At 67.9% G+C, this 17,743-nt stretch carries 21 protein-coding genes; 10 read left to right on the top strand and 11 right to left on the bottom strand.

Features of this window, described 5'->3' with window-relative positions; all coding sequences use genetic code 11:
• The first annotated feature begins 13 nt into the window (after positions 1–13).
• Complete coding sequence (locus tag N7I30_RS15815) at positions 14–505, top strand: LysM peptidoglycan-binding domain-containing protein (RefSeq protein ID WP_024351201.1); 492 nt, start codon at positions 14–16, stop codon at positions 503–505.
• Positions 506–529: 24 nt separating this feature from the next.
• Here the strand turns inward: N7I30_RS15815 and yidD are convergent, their stop codons facing one another.
• Both yidD and N7I30_RS15805 read right to left on the bottom strand, forming a co-directional pair.
• Positions 530–919, bottom strand: a complete 390-nt coding sequence (gene yidD / locus N7I30_RS15810) for a membrane protein insertion efficiency factor YidD (protein WP_491391028.1) — start codon at positions 917–919, stop codon at positions 530–532.
• A 48-nt stretch (positions 920–967) separates the two neighbouring features.
• Positions 968–1,414, bottom strand: a complete 447-nt coding sequence (locus N7I30_RS15805; protein WP_277024947.1) for an iron-sulfur cluster assembly scaffold protein — start codon at positions 1,412–1,414, stop codon at positions 968–970.
• A gap of 259 nt (positions 1,415–1,673) precedes the next feature.
• On the opposite strand from N7I30_RS15805, the gene folE reads away from it, so the two are divergent.
• From folE to N7I30_RS15790, 3 genes are all read left to right on the top strand, one after another.
• A complete protein-coding gene (folE, locus tag N7I30_RS15800; RefSeq protein ID WP_370194242.1) occupies positions 1,674–2,297 on the top strand; it encodes a GTP cyclohydrolase I FolE in 624 nt (207 codons plus the stop codon).
• 8 nt (positions 2,298–2,305) lie between these two features.
• A complete protein-coding gene (gene hisI / locus N7I30_RS15795) occupies positions 2,306–2,737 on the top strand; it encodes a phosphoribosyl-AMP cyclohydrolase (protein WP_498640313.1) in 432 nt (143 codons plus the stop codon).
• Positions 2,738–2,809: 72 nt separating this feature from the next.
• Positions 2,810–3,793 carry a patatin-like phospholipase family protein gene (locus tag N7I30_RS15790; protein WP_024351196.1) on the top strand — a complete coding sequence of 328 codons (984 nt, stop codon included), beginning with the start codon at positions 2,810–2,812 and terminating at the stop codon, positions 3,791–3,793.
• Positions 3,794–3,844: 51 nt separating this feature from the next.
• On the opposite strand, the gene N7I30_RS15785 is transcribed toward N7I30_RS15790, so the two are convergent.
• Both N7I30_RS15785 and N7I30_RS15780 read right to left on the bottom strand, forming a co-directional pair.
• A complete protein-coding gene (locus tag N7I30_RS15785) occupies positions 3,845–4,276 on the bottom strand; it encodes a CBS domain-containing protein (RefSeq protein ID WP_024351195.1) in 432 nt (143 codons plus the stop codon).
• A 72-nt stretch (positions 4,277–4,348) separates the two neighbouring features.
• Positions 4,349–5,095: a rhomboid family intramembrane serine protease gene (locus N7I30_RS15780; protein WP_491391027.1), complete on the bottom strand. Its 747-nt coding sequence runs from the start codon at positions 5,093–5,095 to the stop codon at positions 4,349–4,351.
• Positions 5,096–5,501: 406 nt separating this feature from the next.
• Between N7I30_RS15780 and N7I30_RS15775 the strand changes: the two genes are divergently transcribed.
• The 3 genes from N7I30_RS15775 to N7I30_RS15765 all read left to right on the top strand — a co-directional run bounded on the left by N7I30_RS15775 (position 5,502) and on the right by N7I30_RS15765 (position 7,988).
• Entirely contained in the window at positions 5,502–6,101 is a 600-nt protein-coding gene (locus N7I30_RS15775; protein ID WP_051141604.1) for a PilZ domain-containing protein, read from the top strand.
• A gap of 292 nt (positions 6,102–6,393) precedes the next feature.
• A complete protein-coding gene (locus N7I30_RS15770; RefSeq protein WP_491374044.1) occupies positions 6,394–7,647 on the top strand; it encodes an AI-2E family transporter in 1,254 nt (417 codons plus the stop codon).
• 128 nt (positions 7,648–7,775) lie between these two features.
• On the top strand, positions 7,776–7,988 hold the full coding sequence (locus N7I30_RS15765) for a hypothetical protein (RefSeq protein ID WP_040325682.1): 213 nt from the start codon (positions 7,776–7,778) through the stop codon (positions 7,986–7,988).
• 167 nt (positions 7,989–8,155) lie between these two features.
• Here the strand turns inward: N7I30_RS15765 and N7I30_RS15760 are convergent, their stop codons facing one another.
• From N7I30_RS15760 to N7I30_RS15750, 3 genes are all read right to left on the bottom strand, one after another.
• Positions 8,156–8,500 carry a hypothetical protein gene (locus N7I30_RS15760; protein ID WP_498640058.1) on the bottom strand — a complete coding sequence of 115 codons (345 nt, stop codon included), beginning with the start codon at positions 8,498–8,500 and terminating at the stop codon, positions 8,156–8,158.
• Positions 8,501–8,575: 75 nt separating this feature from the next.
• Complete coding sequence (locus N7I30_RS15755; protein WP_187389457.1) at positions 8,576–8,965, bottom strand: hypothetical protein; 390 nt, start codon at positions 8,963–8,965, stop codon at positions 8,576–8,578.
• Between the two features lie 131 nt (positions 8,966–9,096).
• Complete coding sequence (locus N7I30_RS15750; protein ID WP_491391079.1) at positions 9,097–10,680, bottom strand: bifunctional aminoglycoside phosphotransferase/ATP-binding protein; 1,584 nt, start codon at positions 10,678–10,680, stop codon at positions 9,097–9,099.
• Between the two features lie 142 nt (positions 10,681–10,822).
• Between N7I30_RS15750 and N7I30_RS15745 the strand changes: the two genes are divergently transcribed.
• Positions 10,823–11,173, top strand: a complete 351-nt coding sequence (locus tag N7I30_RS15745; RefSeq protein WP_491391080.1) for a c-type cytochrome — start codon at positions 10,823–10,825, stop codon at positions 11,171–11,173.
• A 43-nt stretch (positions 11,174–11,216) separates the two neighbouring features.
• Here N7I30_RS15745 and N7I30_RS15740 read toward each other — a convergent pair whose 3' ends face one another.
• The 4 genes from N7I30_RS15740 to N7I30_RS15725 form a co-directional block, all read right to left on the bottom strand.
• Positions 11,217–13,910: a bifunctional acetate--CoA ligase family protein/GNAT family N-acetyltransferase gene (locus tag N7I30_RS15740; RefSeq protein WP_498640055.1), complete on the bottom strand. Its 2,694-nt coding sequence runs from the start codon at positions 13,908–13,910 to the stop codon at positions 11,217–11,219.
• Positions 13,911–14,017: 107 nt separating this feature from the next.
• Entirely contained in the window at positions 14,018–15,091 is a 1,074-nt protein-coding gene (locus tag N7I30_RS15735) for an NAD(P)-dependent alcohol dehydrogenase (protein ID WP_498640053.1), read from the bottom strand.
• Positions 15,092–15,154: 63 nt separating this feature from the next.
• Positions 15,155–15,412, bottom strand: a complete 258-nt coding sequence (locus N7I30_RS15730; RefSeq protein WP_498640051.1) for a hypothetical protein — start codon at positions 15,410–15,412, stop codon at positions 15,155–15,157.
• 21 nt (positions 15,413–15,433) lie between these two features.
• Entirely contained in the window at positions 15,434–16,276 is an 843-nt protein-coding gene (locus tag N7I30_RS15725; RefSeq protein ID WP_491391085.1) for a universal stress protein, read from the bottom strand.
• 175 nt (positions 16,277–16,451) lie between these two features.
• Between N7I30_RS15725 and xth the strand changes: the two genes are divergently transcribed.
• Positions 16,452–17,282, top strand: a complete 831-nt coding sequence (gene xth / locus N7I30_RS15720; RefSeq protein ID WP_491391086.1) for an exodeoxyribonuclease III — start codon at positions 16,452–16,454, stop codon at positions 17,280–17,282.
• Positions 17,283–17,286: 4 nt separating this feature from the next.
• A complete protein-coding gene (locus N7I30_RS15715; protein WP_491391087.1) occupies positions 17,287–17,727 on the top strand; it encodes a DUF1810 domain-containing protein in 441 nt (146 codons plus the stop codon).
• The last annotated feature ends 16 nt before the right edge of the window (positions 17,728–17,743 follow it).

Here is a 17,743-nt window from a genome sequence, read left to right as displayed (position 1 = left end):
GGGAGCCAGTTCGATGAACATCGAAATCCTGCAGCCGAAGCCTTTCGATCTTGTCGGAAGCCGGATCCTGATCGCCGGTAACGCGGTCGGTTTCGAAGGGCATCTGTCGATCCTCATCGGCGAAGGCCATGACGAGGTCTCTGCCTCCGCCACGGCCGGCTCGACATCGATCCGCCAGTTCCAGGCGGCGGTCGACATTCCCGATGGCACCGCCTTCACCCTCAACCGGCTGTTCGTGACCGTCTCAGACGACAGCGGCGGCGGCGACGGGGTGCCTCCCCCGACCGTGACGGTGCCGGTTCTCTACGGCCCGCTGATCCTGCCGGGCTTTTCCGGCTACTGGCTGCACCAGGTGGCTGCCGGGGACACGCTGTCGAAGCTGGCGCTGCGCTATTTCGACGACGCCACCAAATTCCCGATCATTCATCAGGCGAACCAGCACATCGTCGCCAATCCGAGCCTGATCTTTCCCGGCCAGGTGCTGCGGATCCCCCGCGCCTTCTGAGCGTCGGCCAAACTAAGTAGGCCGCTAGTCCGGAGTACGCTCAGCCGGGCGGCCCAGCCGCAGCAATCGCCACGGCGCCCACCAGCGGTGCCGTGGCGGCAAGGCGCTGGGAACATTGTCGATGCCGCTGGTGCCGAACGGGCCGCAGCGGCCGACGCGAAAGACGGACAACCAGCCGCCGCTCCACAGGCCATGGCGCGCCACGGCCTCATAGGCATATTCCGAGCAGGTCGGCAGATGCCGGCAATGGCTGCCGATCATCGGCGACAGGGTCAGCTGGTAGAGGCGCACGAGACCGAGGCCCAGATACCGGCCGGGCGTTGCCCGCCACGGGCCGGAATAGTTGCGGCCGGCCGCAGTGCCGGCGTCGGCGGCATGGCGGGGATTGGCATCGTCGGTGCGGTGGTCGCACATGGGCCTAGTGCCCCGCCCGGACCGACGGCGCGACCCGGCCACTCAGGGTCACGCCGCGGCGCTCTTGTCCCGTGCGGCGATCTTGTCCAGCGCGTCGACCACGGCATCGAAGGTCAGCATGGTCGAGGCGTGGCGCGCCTTGTACTCGCGCACCGGCTCCAGATATTTCAGATCGGCGAAACGGCCTTCCGGCGGCGCGCCGTTCTCCTTGAGCATCCGCCGCATGGTCTCGCGGGTTGAGCGCAGTTCTTCCGGCGTCGCCCCGACGACGTGGCTGGCCATTACCGAGGACGAGGCCTGGCCGAGGGCGCAGGCCTTCACTTCGTGGGCGAAGTCCGCCACGACGCCGTCGGCAAGTTTCAGGTCGATCGTCACGGTCGAGCCACACAGCTTGGAATGCGCCGTGGCGCTGGCATCGGGAGCCTCCAGCCGCCCGATCCGGGGGATGTTTCCGGCCAGTTCCAGTATCCGCGCGTTGTAGACGTCGTCGATCACATGCACACCAATCCATCGCGCAAATGCCGATGGCCCTGTCATTTCGTTCGGTCGGAAATTATATAGGACGCGTGGCACCGGTTCGAAAGTCGCCGTCAGGTCGGCTTCGACATCAAGCGGCCCCTGGCGGCCACCGAAGATAGAGATGAGCGTGACGAAGATTTCGATTGCGGGCCGGGCCGGCCATCCGGCCAAGAATCCCGACCATCATTCGCAGTGGATCGCAGCGCGCATTCCCACGGCACCGGAGCGCAACGACATGGAATCCGTCGTCAAGAAATTCCCCGAAGCAGCCGACGAGCGCGCGGACGACCGGCCGAGCCGGGCCGAGGCGGAGGCTGCCGTCAAGACGCTGCTGCGCTGGATCGGCGAGGACCCGTCGCGCGAGGGCCTGCTGGAGACCCCTGCCCGCGTGGTGAAGGCCTATGAGGAACTTTTCGGCGGCTACCAGCTCGAAGCCGGCGACGTTCTCGGCCGCACGTTCCAGGACGTCTCAGGCTATGACGACATGGTCCTCGTCCGCGACATCGACTTCCATTCCCATTGCGAGCACCACATGGTGCCGATCATCGGCAAGGCGCATGTCGCTTACGTGCCGGATGGTCGCGTGCTGGGCTTGTCGAAGATCGCCCGCGTCGTCGACATCTATGGGCGCCGTCTCCAGACGCAGGAATCCATGACCGCGCAGATCGCCTCGGCCATTGCCGGCATGCTGGTTCCCAAGGGCATCGCCGTGATGATCGAGGCCGAACACATGTGCATGTCCATGCGCGGCATCCGCTCCAAGGGCTCGATGACCATTACCTCTGCCTTCCAGGGCGTCTTCGCCGAGGACGGCGAGTTCAAGTCCCGCTTCCTCGCGCAGGCCAGCAGCCGCTCGTGACCGCCGACCTGTCGCCTGCCCCGCTCTTCGCCGCTCCCTCTTCCGATCATCACGAACAGGAAGAGGGCGTGGTCCTGCGCCCGCGTTTCGACGCCGCCGGGCTCGTGACCGCCGTCGTCACCGACGTGGCGTCCGGCGATCTCCTGATGGTGGCGCACATGAACGCCGAGGCGCTGGACCGGACGCTGGCCACGGGCATCGCCCATTACTGGTCGCGCTCGCGCCAGGCGCTGTGGAAGAAGGGCGAGACCTCCGGCGCCCTGCAGAGCGTCGCCGAGATCCGCATCGACTGCGACCAGGACGCGGTGTGGCTCAAGGTCGCCGTCGCCAGGCCCGAGGACACCTGCCACACGGGCCGCGACACCTGTTTCTACCGCCGCGTGGCGGCCGACGGCCGGACGCTCGACGCCTTGCCGGGCCGGGACTCCGACGCCAGTTGATCCTTAAGCAGTTGATCAAACTTTAGGCGCATCATGATCCATTGATCGTGATTGCCAGCCGGAGTGATGCGGATGCTCGATCGGGTTTTCAGCCGCCGGGAAGGACCGCCGATGGACGCCGCGCCGGTCCGGTCCGAGACCGCCAGGAAGCAGCCGGGCATCGCCCTGGCGCTGGGCGGCGGGGCGGCGCGCGGCTGGGCCCATATCGGCGTCCTGCGGGCCTTCGACGAAGCCGGCATTCCCATCTCGATGATCGCCGGCACCTCCATCGGCGCGCTCGTCGGCGGCTGCTACCTGGCCGGCAAGCTCGATGAGCTCGAAGCCTTTGCCCTGTCCCTGACACGCCGCGGCCTGATCCGTTTCCTCGACTTCCGTTTCGGTGCCGGCGGCCTGATCGGCGGCATGCGGCTCAGCCGGAAGCTGTCGGAGGCGCTCTCGGACCTGCGGATCGAGGATCTGGACCGGCCGCTGGTCTGCGTGGCGACGGAAGCGCGCAGCGGTCACGAAGTGTGGATCGATTCGGGCTCGCTGGTGCTGGCCATGCGCGCCTCCTACGCCCTGCCCGGCGTGTTCGAGCCGCTGGACTGCGGCGGGCGCAGCCTGATGGACGGCGCGCTGGTCAATCCGGTGCCGGTCAGCGTCTGCCGGGTCTACGAGGAACGCTTCGTGGTCGCCGTCAACCTGCACTACGACCTGTTCGGTCGCGCGGCGGTGATGCGGCTGCGCGCCGATCCGGCGACCGCGGCGACACAAGCCGCGGACCTGGCCGCCCGCACAGTCGACGCAGCGCCGCTCGACGATCTCGCCCAGCGGCGCGAGAAGCTCGGCATGGCACGCTCGATGGTCGACGCCTTCAACATCATCCAGGACCGGATCTCGCGGGCCCGGCTCGCCGGCGACCCGCCGGACCTGTCGCTGCAGCCGCGTGTACGCGACATCGGCCTGTCGGAATTCTTCCGCGCCCGGGAAGCCATCGATCACGGCTACGAGGCGACGATCAGCCGGATCGCCGAGATCCGGCGCATGACCGACATTTCGGCCGACGCCACACGCTAGATCGACGCGTTCACCGGTTCCGGGACCCGGGCCGGGCCCCGGCGGTTCCGCTCAGCCGGCGGCGATATACTCGCGCATCTCCATGGCCTCGCGCTCGACTTCCTCAATCCGCTGCTTGACCACGTCGCCGATCGAGATGATGCCGACCAGCCGATCATTCTCGCAGACCGGCAGGTGACGGAAGCGGCCGGTGGTCATCATTTCCATGGCCTGGTTCACCGTGGTCGCCTCGGTGCAGGTGCTCACCTGCGATGTCATCACTTCGCCGATGCTCTGGGAGATGGCGCCGACGCCCGCGGTGCCCAGGACGCGGACCACGTCGCGTTCCGACACGATGCCGGCGACGCCGCCATCCTCGTTGGTCAGGACGATCGCGCCGATGCGCCGGTTCGCCAGAACCTGCATCGTCTCCTCCAGCGTCGCCTCCGGCTTCAGGGTGACGACGTCGCGTCCCTTGGCTTCCAGTATGTGCCGCACGTTCATGGCTGTTTCTCCCGCTGACATGCCCATTCGTGATGGTGTGCCACCACGACGCAGACGGCAAGAGGCGCCGGTTCAGCGACGTAGCGGCCGGGACAGCGGATCGAACAGCCGGAACAGCAGGAAACCGAAGGCGAAGCCGCCCAGATGCGCCTCCCAGGCGACGGCGCCGCCGCCCATTTCGCCGCCGACGCCGCTTCCGATGAGGAGATTGGTGCCGAAGAACACGGCGATGAAGATCAGCACCGTCCGGTTGCTCAGCGATTCGCCGATCGACACCAGCGGGCCGTTCGACCGGCCCGGCGCCAGCGACACCCTTCCGCCGAAGGCAAAGCGGCAGGCGCCGCCCATCAACGCCGACACGATGCCGGACGCCCCGATCACCGGAACGATCAGCGTCGGGTTCAGGAGGTAGAAGGCGGCCGCCCCGGCGATGGCACCGCAGGTGCAGAAGGCCAGGAACCACGTCACCCCGACGCGCCGGGCGACCGGCGTGCCGAATGCCAGCAGCCAGACTGCGTTGGCGCCGAAATGCGTCCAGTCGCCGTGCAGGAAGGCGTAGCTGAGCGGCGACCAGAGGTCGGCGCCGGGCGTGCGAAAGCCGCAGACCGGGTCGACGTCGCCGTAGCAGCCGGGAATGAAGGCGAGATCGAGAAGTGCCTGGGCCGTAGCGACCGGACCGAGCAGATAGACCCGCACCCCGTGAACGAGCGCGAAAATCGCGATCAGGACGAGGATGATCCCCGGCACGTTGAAGGCCGGCGGATGGGAACGGCGGATGTGGATATCGGCACCGGGATCGCCGTTGTCTTCTGGTCTCATTGCTGTCGCTCCCCGTCGTCCGGTGTCGTTGCCGGTCTGGTGCCGCGCATCGGTCATGTCCTGCCGGCCGCACAGGGCCGCCCGCAGATGGTGCCGCCTCGCCTTATGCCAGTGCCCGCGCCGGCGTCCCAGAACAAAAAAACCGCCCTGCGCGGCGCAGGGCGGTTTGAAATGCGGTTGCCGTGACTGGAGGGCCAGGAACCCGGTCGTACTGCTGTGTCAAAATCGGACTGGATATGTCCTGAACGTTGCTAGGCCGGTTCGCCGGCACCGGCAAACCGTTTCGTGCCGGACAGTTAATGGGGTGCAAATCCTCACGGTCGGTCTTACCGCTTGTTAAGCTTCCCGCGATAAGGTGGGTCTGCAGCGGAACTCCCCGCCGACGCCCCGAGAAATGGTCGTAGCGATGTCAGCCACAGCCCAGGCGCCCCGTTCGGAACCAGCCGAACGCAGCAGCTTCAGCCGCGTGCGGATTGATCTGCTCGGCCGTTTCATGCGCGAGGACCGGACGGAATTCCCGTGCCGGGCCGAGAACATGTCGCCGGGCGACGTCTCCGTCACCGCTTCCGTGGTGCCGGTCGAGAACGAGCGGATCATCGTCTATATCGACCATATCGGCCGGCTCGAAGGTGCGGTCTCGCGCGTCTTCGAAGGCGGGTTCGACCTCGCTTTCCAGTCGACCCCGCGCAAGCGGGAGAAGCTGGCGGCGCAGCTCACCTGGTTTGCCAACCGCCACGAATTGTCGCTGCCCGAAGACCGCCGCCACGAGCGGAACGCGCCGGAAAACCCCTTCGTCGACATGGTTCTGGACGACGGCCGCCGCTACCCGGCGCAGATCATCGATCTGTCGCTCTCCGGCGCCGCAGTGACCAGCAGCATTCGCCCGGCGGTCGGCTCGCGCATCACCCTCGGCACCACGACCGGACGGATCGTGCGTCACATCGAGGACGGATTTGCGGTCGAGTTCAGCGCCGAACGCGCCAGGCACGCCCCCAACATCGTCTAGCCCGAGACCGTCGGGCCCAACATTGCTCTGCACGGGTCCGTAGACCGTGCTGTCGCGACGGCTGCGCCCTCGACGGCTGATCACGCTGAGTGCGACCCCGCGTTTCGGCGCGTCCGCGTGAAGGCGTCGGGCTCCGGCGCCGCTCTGATCCATCCGCATCCCCGACAACGCGCCATCTCAATGGAACGCACCGCCGTCTCGGCCATTGGGTGCATGACCGCGCTCACGCGGCCGTGAGGCAGCTGTCCCGGCGTCGGTCCGACCGCAGACCACAGATGCGACAGGAGACAGGATGGCCGGGTCCGCCACCACCCCTACCCCCCATTCGGACGACGAAGGGGCGGCGCGTACCGAACGTGTCTCGAGGGTCTCGCGCCTCCCCTGGCAAACCATCGCCATCGGGCTGCTGTCGGTCATCACCCTGATCCTGGTCGGCTGGGCGCTGCAGGCGATGAGCTCGGTCGTCGTGCCCTTCATCTTCTCGATCCTGATCGCCCTCGTCGTTGCGCCGGTGGACAGCATGGTCAAGCGGCGCATGCCCCGGCGGTTCGGCTGGCTCGGCCATGTGGCCGCGATGGGCCTGATCATCGTCATCCTGTTCGTCTTCCTCGGGGGCATCTGGCTGTCGGCCCAGCGGATCTCGGACGCCTTTCCGCAGGTCTCCCAGAAGATCGAGGAACTGGCGCCGATGATCGCGTCCGGCTCGTCGGGGACTGCCGAGGGAGCGCAAGGCGCCTCGACGGGCGGCGGCGAGACTGCCGCCGGCGCGGCCGGATCGACCGGGCCCTCCGGCTCGTCGGACGTCTATTCGAGCGTGACGGACCAGTTTCGCGGCGCCGGCGGCCAGCTCGGCAGCAGGATCGCCGAATATGCGTCGAGCTACGCCAGTTCGGTCCTGAGTTCCGCCGGTTCCGCGCTGGCGGCCATGGTGCTGATCTTCTTCTTCACCCTCCTGATGCTGATCGAGGCGCCGAACTGGCGCGCCAAGGTGTGCGCGGTAGTCGATCCCGACCAGCGCAGCGGCGTGTTCGAATCGCTGGACGTCATCGCGCGGCAGCTTCGCCGCTATCTCCTCATCCGCGTCGTGCTGGGACTGCTGACCGCCGGCCTCTACGCCGCATGGCTCTGGTTCTTCGGCGTCGAGCTTCTGCTGGTCTGGGCGATCCTGGCGTTCCTGCTGAACTTCGTGCCCACCCTCGGCTCGCTTGTCGCCGGCGCACTGCCCGTCGTCCACGTCTATGTGCAGCAGGATTTCCGCACGGCGGTCATCGTCGGCATCGGCATTCTGGTGATCGAACAGATCATGGGCAATTACGTCGACCCACGGGTGCAGGGGAAGCAATTGTCGGTGTCGCCGCTGGTCATCCTGCTGGTGCTGCTGGTCTGGGGCTGGGTCTGGGGTGTCGCCGGCGCGCTTCTGGCGGTGCCGGTCACGATCGGCATCATCGTGACCTGCGCCCATCTTCCGCGCCTGCGCCCCGTCGCCCTGTTCCTCAGCGACGAAACCAGCATGGACGATCTCGACGACATCGTGAGCGCGAAATGAGACCGGGTCCCGGCTGACATATCCCTGTCAGCGAATGCTGGCATTTGTCCCCCGATGACACATATCAATTCGTGGCAGCGTGGTTCGTCTATGCTGCCTTCGACGTTTCGTGAAAAAGGACTTTCGCGATGAGCAGGCATCGACAGTTTCAGGACGTTTCCGCCAACCGCGCCGTGCCGGGCACCGACACCGTGACGGGACGCAGTCGCTGGCTCGACGGCTGGAAAGGCGAACCGATGCTGGCGGAGATGCTCGACGACCCGATCGTCCAGATCCTGATGTCGCACGACCGGGTCAGCCGCGAGGAGATCGAGACGATCGCGTCGCGCCACGCGGCCTAGGACCGACGATCCGTCACGAATCCACGACGCAGCAAGAGGTCGGCAACAGACCCTTCGACAGACTAAAGCCGTCGCCCTGATCGTCAGGACGACGGCATCGCTTTATCCGGCGATGGCGGGCCTTCCCAGGCCGGACGGACTCCGCACGGGACCGAACGCCGGTCGCGCTATTGCGCCGGATCGTCCGAACGGATCCATGCGGTGACCAGCGGTTCGGAGACCTCGTCCACCAGGCTTGCCTCCAGGCGCGGAAGGTTCGTTTCCATCTGCGCATAGTCGGCGGCGGCCGTGGCCAGCCAGTCGCGCTGGATCCGCAGGGCATCGGCCGGTCCCTCGCATGCGGACAAGGCGCGCATCGCCCGGCCATCGGCGAGACACCGCCGGCCGGCCATCTCGATCATTTCCGCCGACAGCCGCGCGGCCGCCTGCGCGGCATGCACGCCGACCATCATCGCGGTCTGCCAGCCCTGCATCTGGAGGAACAGGATCTCTGCCGGCGTCAGCCAGGCCATCGTGTCGGACGTGGTGTTCGGGACGGTCATCGCATCGCTCCATGCGGTCGAGGGGACAGGACGCGGCAGGACCACTCAGATCGGCCCGACCTTCACGACCTGATAGGTATGGGTCTCGGCGCCACGCCGGATCGAGACGTATTCCCCCGGCACGAAGCGCTCCTGATCGAAGTGGAAACCGATCTCGTCATCGGCCGGCCCGGCCTCGTAGTCGAAATACCAGGTGCCGCCGGGCTTGCGCCGCAGCCGCCCGATCCGGTCGGTCTCGCCGTCCTGGAAGTGGCGGACGCGGCAGGCCGCCTGATGCGGCTTCCATTCCGCCGGATCGATCCGGCTCTCCGTATCGAGCGGCACCAGAAGGTCATAGCCGTAGCGGCTGTCGCCGCCGGGATGGTCCTTCTCGCGGGCAAGTTCCAGCCGGACGTGGCGGAACGAGGCGGGAAAGTCTTGCGGCGTGGTCGTCATCGGGATCTCCTTCGATCCGCCCAGCCTAGCTATCTTCGCGGACCCGACATTGATCGGCGTCAAGCGCGGGACCGATCGGCACACATCACCGCGCGGCTTCAGCGATCGTGGACCCCCGGTCGGTCCCGAGGTTAATCCGGCAATGTGTCACGCACGTCTCGCCCCGGTCGGCTGCGCTGCAGGCGCTCGCGCTGGAGATCGACGGCGCGGCGAGCCGCCTCTGCAACCGGCTCGGGCTCGCCGTCCCCATCGATCCGCTCCCAGTCGATGTCGCCGGGATCGCGGGCGAGTTGCTGCCGGACGATCGCGGTCGTGGCGTCCGACGGATCGTTCCGGCGCGCCGCCACTCGGCGCAGCATCTCGGCCGGATCGACATCGAGCCAGAGCCCTTGAAAATCGACGCCGACGTCGCGCGCGATCGCGGCGATGCGACTGCGGTCGGCGGCGCGCTCGAAGGTGGCGTCCGCGACAACGCCGTGACCCAGCCGCAGGATGCGCTCGGCGTCTGCTGCCATGGCCGCGTAGACCTGCTCGGTCATGGCCGCCGTATAGGCGTCGGCCTCCAGCCGGGTTTCGGCCGACACGCCGCTGAGGCGCTTGCGAATGCGATCGCTGGACAGCGTGCGCGCGCCCGGTGCCGGGCCGATGCGTGGCGCCAGAGCGGCGGCGACCGTCGACTTGCCGGAGCCGGACAGACCGCCGACGGCGATCAGCCGGGCCGGCCGGCGTTCGAGAAGGTTGAGCGCCAGCGCGAAATAGCGTTGGGCCTCGGCGCGGATATCGCTGGCCCGTGGCCCGGCATCCGAAAGCTGCGCGGCGCCGACATGGGCCCTGACCGCAGCGCGCACCGCCATGAAGAAGGGCAGCGCCGGCAGACCGCTCTCGTCCCGGGTCACGTCGAGATAGCGGTTGAGAACGCGATTGGCGAACTCCTCCAGCCCGCGATGCCAGAGATCCATCAGGAGGAACGCCAGATCGTAGAGGGTGTCGGTGGTTCCCAGTGCCTCGTCGAATTCCAGGCAGTCGAACAGCACCGGTTCGTCGTCGACGGTGCAGATGTTGCGCAGATGCAGGTCGCCGTGGCACCGCCGCACCCGGCCGGCCTTCGCGCGCTCGTCCAGAAGCGGTCCGAGCCGCGCCAGCTCCTGGCGAAACCGTCGATTGAAGCGGCCGGTCTCCTCGCCGCCGAACAGCTCGGTCGCCGCAAACGCCGCCTCGTTGATGTCGAGGACCGCCGCCATCCGCGTGGCGCCGTCCGGCGCGGGGTCGGGCGGGATCGTCTCGTGGAACGCCGCGATGGTCCGGGCAAGACGATCCATCAGCGGACCGGTCAGCGTGCCCTCCATGGCGCGCCGGTCGAAGAGTCCGTCCCCGTCGAAGCGGCGCATCACGACGACCGCGTCGACGAGCTCGCCACCGCCGTCGAGAACGAGGCCACCGCCGGGCTCCCGCGTGATCCTGCGAACGGCGCGGTAGAGCTGCGGCGCCGTGCGCCGGTTGAGGTCCAGTTCGCGTTCGCAGGCTGCAAGCCGCAGGGCGGGCGTCGAGAAGTCCACATAGGGCCGTTTGACCGGCCGCTTGAGCTTCACGGCCGTCTCACCACCCAGCAGCACGATGGAGATATGCGTGGTGACGGTGTCGATCCGCTCGGCCGGAACGCCGGCGAAGAGCTTGGAGCGGATGCATTCGAGAATCGCGTCGTCGGCTTCGTGCATGACGCCCCGCCTTTCCTGCAGCCGATCGGCCGCGCGCGTCGTTGCCTCGCCCGGATCAGATCGCCCCGCATTGATCGGCGTCAAGGCGGCGCTCCCCCTGCGGTGGTGGGATGCCGCGACGGGCAAACACCAGGAGACGACGATGACGCGATCGACATTCATGCGGGGGCGGCTGGCACTGATCGCCATGGCGGTGGCGGGCCTCGCGCTGCCGCCATCCGCAGCCACGGCACAGGACCTTGCACAGATCGCCAACGGCCAGCGTTTCCTCGAAACCAATTGCGCCCGATGCCACGCCATCGCGCGGACCGGCACCAGCCCGCATCCGCAGGCACCGGCGTTCCGCACGCTGTCGCAGAGCTATCCCATCGCCAGCCTCGAGGAGGCACTGGTGGAGGGACTGTGGACCGGGCATCCCGACATGCCGGAATTCATCTTCGGCCCCGGTCAGGCCCGGGCGATCATCGCCTATATCGAGAGCATCCAGGACTAGCCATGATGCGAGGCGGAGGCCGGCGCCGCCCGTAGCGTCCGCATCAGGCGTCGGTGCCCCTGTCGAATTCGATGGTGACATGCGCGGTCTCGGAAAAGTCCTCCGTCCGGTCGGCGCGGAAACCGAGATCGCGGGCCATCTGCAACATGGTGACGTTCTCGCGCAGCACCTCGCCATAGACGCGGTGCAGGCCGCGCTTGCGGCCATAGGCGAGGATTTCCGACAGGAGCCGGTAGCCGAGCCCCCGCCCCTTCATGTCCGAGCGCACCAGCACGGCGAATTCGGCCGCCTCGTTCTCCGGGTCGGAGACGAGGCGCGCGACGCCGTAGATCGGCCCCTGCCCGTAGGCACTGCCCGGCTCGACCGCGACCAGCGCCATCTCGCGGTGATAGTCGATCTGCGAGAACCGCGCCGCCGTCTGGTGCGGCAGCGCCTTCATCGGGGCCATGAAGCGCAGCCGCAAATCCTCCTGCGTACAGCGCGCCACCATCTCGACCAGCGGCTCCTCGTCCTCCGGCCGGATGGGCCGCAGCACGAAGCGTTCGCCGTTGCGCAGTTCGACGGCGCGTTCCAGCTCGCGCGGATAGGGCCGGATCGATGGCGCCACCCGCGCCGTGCCCGCCGCGTGCAGCGAGATGCGGGCGTCGAGCGCCAGCACACCGTCGGCATCGGCGAGCAGCGGATTGATGTCGAGTTCGGCGACGTCCGGCAGATGCACCGCCAGTTCGGACAGACGCACCAGAACGTCGGCCAGCGCATCGAAGGCGACCGGCGCCACATCGCGATACCCGGCGAGCAGCTTGGAGATCCGGGTGGCGCGGATCATCTCGCGCGCCAGAACGGAATTGAGCGGCGGCAGGCCGATGGCACGATCGCCGATCACTTCCGCCGCCTTGCCGCCGCGACCGAACAGGATCACCGGGCCGAAGGTCGGGTCCGGCGCGATGCCGGCGATCAACTCGTAGGCGCCGTCGCGCACGATCATCGGCTGGACGGTGAAGCCGTCGATACGCGCATGCGGGGCGTATGAGCGCACGGCCTCCAGCATGGCCTCGGCGCTCTCGCGCATCTCCTCGGCCGAACCGATATTCAGGCGCACCCCGCCGGCATCGGATTTGTGGGAGATTTCGGCCGAGACGATCTTCAGGACGGCAGGGGCGCCGACCGCCTCGAAACAGGCGACCGCGCCGTCCACATCGCTGGCCATGCGGGTGGTCACGGTCGGGATGCCGAAGGTTGCCAGCAGCCGCTTGGCCTCGTACTCGCTCAGGATCGTGCGGCCATCCTGGCGGACGGTCTCGATCAGTTCCTGCGCGCTCGCAATGTCCTCGTGGCCGATGGCGACGCCGGCCGACGGGGTCTCCAGGAGAAGCTCCTGATTGCGCTTGTATTCGACAAGATGGGTGAAGGCGCGGATCGCCTTTTCGGGGCTGTCGAAGGTCGCGACCTTCTCGGCGGCGAAGAGGTCGCGCACCGGGGCCGCGGAAGTTCCGCCGAGCCAGTTGGTGAGCACCGGAAACCGCGGACGCCGCTTGGCGATGGCGGCAACGCGGCGGCCGGCCTCCATGCCGTCGGCAACGGCGGTCGGGCAATTGATGACGAGGATCGCGTCGCTCTCGCGCTCCTTCATCAGGATGTCGAGAGCGGCGCCGTAGCGCTCGGGCGTGGCGTCGCCGATGATGTCCACCGGGTTGGCGCGCGACCAGGTCGGCGGCAGCACGTCGTCGAGCGCGGCAATCCCCGCGTCGCTGAGTCTCGCCAGCCGCCCACCGTCGGATTCCAGCGCATCGACGGCCAGGACGCCGGCGCCGCCGCCATTGGTGAGGATGGTCAGCCGGTCGCCGGATATGCGGACCCCGCTGGCCAGCGTCGCGGCGGCTTCGAACAATTCCTCGATCTCGCGCACCCGCAGGATGCCGGCGCGGCGGAAGGCGGCGTCGTAGACGACATCCGAGCCGGCCAGTGCGCCGGTGTGGGATTGCGCGGCCCGTGCGCCCGCTGCGCTGCGCCCGGCCTTGATCACCAGCACCGGCATGGAGCGGGCCGCCAGGCGGGCGGCCGACAGGAATTTCTGCGCCTCGGTGACGTTCTCGACATAGAGCAGGATCGAGCGGGTCGTCCGGTCGGTCGCCAGATAGTCCAGCATGTCGCCGAAATCGACGTCGGACATGTCGCCGACGGAGAGGAGATGGGAGAAGCCGATGCGGCGCTCGTCGGCCCAGTCGATGACCGAGGTCAGCATCGCCCCGGACTGGCTGACCAGCGCGATGTCGCCGGCCCGCGGCATCAGATGGGCGAAGCTGGCGTTAATGCCGGCGGCCGGCGAGATCAGGCCGAGGCAGTTCGGCCCGACGATCCGCATGAGATGGGGGCGCGCGGCGTCCAGCACCTGCTGGCGCAAGGTGGCGCCATCCACCGTCTCGCCGAGGCCGGCCGAAATGACGATGGCGGCGCAGCAACCGCGCTCGCCGAGAGCCGCGATGATGCCAGGCACCGTACGCGCCGGCGTGGCGATCACGGCAAGGTCCGGTACCTCGGGCAGCGTCTCCACCGAGCGATGGCATTGCCGGCGGTGGATCTCGCGCGCATGCGGATTGACCAGCATGATCCGGCCGGCAAAGCCGCCGGAGACCAGATTGTCGACCAGCACCGAGCCGACCGATCCCGGCTCGTTGCTGGCGCCGATCAGCGCGATCGAACGCGGCGCGAACAGCGCGTCGAAATTGCGGATGCTCATGCGGCGCCGGCCGTTCGCGCGCCTCGGGTCTGGGTCATGATCGTCCGTCCCTGTGCCGCCAAACTCGCGTCAACGGCGAGGAACATACCATGCCGGAGCCATCGCTTCTAAGGCTGGATGGCGACCTTCAGGACCCCGTCGCGCTGATGCGAGAAGAGATCGTAGGCCTCCTCGATCTCGTCGAGCTTGTAACGATGGGTCACCAGGGGCGTCGTGTCGAGACGCTGCGACGCGATGACATCCATCAGCCGGCGCATGCGCTCCTTGCCGCCCGGGCACAGCGTCGTGACGATCTTGTTGTCGCCGATGCCGGCGCTGAAGGCGTCGAGCGGGATGGTGAGATCGTTGGAATAGACGCCGAGCGAGGACAGCGTGCCACCCGGCCGCAGAACCCGCAGCGCGGCCTCGAAGGTCTCCTGACGGCCGAGCGCCTCGATCGACACGTCGACGCCGCGGCCATCGGTCAGCCGCATGATCTCGGCGACGACGTCCCCCTTGGTGAAGTCGACGACGTGGTCGGCGCCCATCTTGCGGGCGATCTCCATGCGCTCGGGCACGGAGTCCACCCCGATGATCGTGGTGGCGCCCATCAGCCGTGCGCCGGCCGTGGCGCAGAGGCCGATCGGTCCCTGGGCGAACACCGCGACGGTGTCGCCGATCCGCACGGTCCCGCTCTCGGCGCCGGAAAAGCCCGTCGACATGATGTCCGGACACATCAGGACCTGTTCGTCGGTGAGCCCGTCCGGGATCGGCGCCAGATTGACCATGGCGTCGGGCACCAACAGATATTCGGCCTGGGCCCCGTCGATGGTGTTGCCGAAGCGCCAGCCGCCCATCGGCTGGAAGCCGTGTTTGGTGCCCGGGCCATCCTGCGAATGGCAGCCGCAGAGGCAGGCATTGCTGTAGCCACTGGGCGAGATCGCCCCGGCGATGACCCGCTGGCCTTCGCGGTAGCCCTGCACGGCGGAGCCGAGCTTCTCGATCACCCCCACCGGCTCGTGGCCGATCGTCAGCCCGCGCTCGACCGGATATTCGCCCTTGAGGATATGCACGTCGGTGCCGCAGATCGTCGTGGTGGTGATCCGCACCAGCGCGTCGAGGGGGCCGACATCGGGAATCGGCTTCTCATCCAGCACGATCCGGTTCGGTTCGACGAAGATCGCCGCTTTCATCATGGCCATCGGTCTCAACCTTGCATTCGTTACGGGAACTGCTTGTGTCGGAGGAAACCGCCTGCCGGGCGGTCAGCCCATGGCGCGACCGGGGCCGGCCGTAGCCGGCGACGGGGTCACGATCCGGGCGGGCAGGCCAGCCGCATGGCGGGGCCGCTCGACCTTCAGCCTCACGGCCTGTCCGAGCCGCGTCACGCGCTCGGCGTCGGCGAAGGCCGAGCGCAGGGCATCCAGCCGACGGTGGAACCGGCCGTGGGGCGAATGGCAGAAACTGACCTGCCAGCCCTCGCCGCAAGGCTCGATGCTGTATTCCAGATGACCGTAATGCATCGCGCATCTCCGGAAGGATCGTCAGCGTGACAGGAGCAGCGGGACGTCGCAGCGGCTCAGGAGCTCGCGCGTCACCCCGCCCAGCAGCATCTCGCGCAGGCGGGAATGGCCATAGGCGCCGACGACGATCAGGTCCGCGGCGAGGCTTTCCGCCTCCTTCATCAGGGCATCGGCGGGATGGCGCCAGTTCGGCAGTTCGCGGGTCTCCACCGTGACGCCGTGGCGATCGAGATGACGGGCCATGTCGGCCATCGGCTCCAGATGCCGCTGCTCGGTCGCGCCATCCTCGACGACACTCGCCAGAACGACGAGCTTGGCCTGCTTCAGGAAGGGCAGCGCCGCCGCCACCGCATGGGCGCATTCGGGCGAATCCCGCCAGCCGACGACGACCGTCTCCGGCGCCGCGAAGCTGCGCTTGGGCGCGGGCGGCACGACCAGCGCCGCCGCACGGGCATTGAACAGAATCGCCTCGACCACCTGGCCGCTCAGGGCATGCTTGCCGCTCTGCTGGACCAGCACGAACAGATCCGTCGTGCCGGCGAGCCGTTCGGCAGCGGCCGACAGATGACCGAAGCTGCCGTCCGCGCGCCGCAGACCATAGGGAACCGCGACCCGATCCAGTCGCTGGCGCAGCTTCTGCTCGGCGGCATCGCCAGTGTCCTTGCCGACCTTGAAGAGCTCGGCCACCAGCATGTCGGAGCCCGGCCCGGCCGGCACGCCGGTGATGTGGATATGGTTGGCGAGCATGCATTCGAGATGGGCGCCGAATGCGCTGGCGATCGTTTCGGCATAGTCGATGGCGACTTCGTCCGACGGCGATCCGTCGAGATAGACCGCCAGGTCCGCGATGGGGGATTTGTGCATGGGATGACCCTTTGCCCGAGTTGCGATCGCGACGGCGTTCGACATGCCGTCAGAGTGCCGGCCGGACGCAGTCCCCGCCTTGATCGAGGTCAAGGCCTTGAACAGGTCCGCGCCCGCTCGCAATTCGGCGCCTCATGCCTCTCGAAATCAAGCAGCATGACGCCAGGTCTGGCGGATGAAGATCGCCAGTTTCAACATCAACGGGGTCAATGGCCGCCTGCCCGTGCTGCTGCGCTGGCTCGCCGAGGCCGAACCTGACGCGGTCTGCCTGCAGGAGCTCAAGGCGCCGGACGAGAAGTTTCCGATCGACGCCATCCGCGAGGCCGGCTACGGCGCAATCTGGCATGGGCAGAAGAGCTGGAACGGCGTGGCGATTCTCGCGCGCGGGACAGCCCCTCTCGAGACGCGGCGCGGCCTGCCCGGCGACGACGACGACCATCAGAGCCGCTATCTGGAAGCGGCGGTGAAAGGCGTTCTGATCGGCTGCCTGTATCTGCCCAATGGCAACCCGGCGCCGGGCCCGAAATTCGACTACAAGCTGCGCTGGCTGGAGCGCTTCGCCAGCCATGCCGCCGATCTGATGGGGACCGGCGCGCCGGTGGTGCTGGCCGGCGACTACAACGTCATCCCGACCGAGCTGGACGTCTACAAGCCGGAGCGCTGGGTCGACGACGCGCTGTTCCGGCCGGAGGTGCGCGAAGCGTTCCACCGCCTTCTCGACGCCGGCTGGACCGACGCGATCCGCAGCCTGCACCCGGATGCGACCATCTATAGCTTCTGGGACTATCTGCGGAACGCCTGGGGCCGCGATGCCGGGCTGCGGCTGGACCATCTGCTGCTGAGCCCCACCCTTGCCCCACGATTGCTGGCCGCCGGCGTCGACCGCGACGTGCGCGGCTGGGAAAAAGCCAGCGACCACGCGCCGGTCTGGATCGAGATCACCGATGCGGAAGCCGGCACCAAACGGACGGCAACGCGTTCATCGAAACGCCGGCCGAAGGAGTGACGATGTGACGGAAGACGACACCAACGATCTGGAGCGCTTCGTGGCCGCGCAAGCGCCTGTCTACGCGCAGGCGCTCGGCGAATTGCAGGCAGGACGCAAGCGCAGCCACTGGATGTGGTTCGTGTTTCCGCAATTGCAGGGTCTCGGCCATTCCGACATGGCTCGGCATTTCGGCATCGTGTCGCTCGACCAGGCCCGCGCCTATCTCCGCCATCCCGTGCTGGGGCCCCGGCTCGTCGACTGCACCGAGGCGGTTCTGGAGCATGGCGACCGGTCGCTCGGCGCGATCTTCGGCGCGCCCGACGACATGAAGTTCGGCTCGTCGATGACCCTGTTCGCCCATGCGGCCGATGGCGACCCATCCGTCTTCCGGGAGGCTCTCGCCCTGTTCTGCAACGGCCGCGAGGACCAGGCGACGCTGCGGCTGCTGGGGATCGACGGCTGACGATCCTCTTCCGGCC

Source organism: Aurantimonas litoralis (genome assembly GCF_026153195.1).
GTDB lineage: Bacteria > Pseudomonadota > Alphaproteobacteria > Rhizobiales > Rhizobiaceae > Aurantimonas > Aurantimonas coralicida.
The sequence above is the reverse complement of the archived record's forward strand: the minus strand, read 5'-3'. Positions and strand labels throughout refer to the sequence as shown.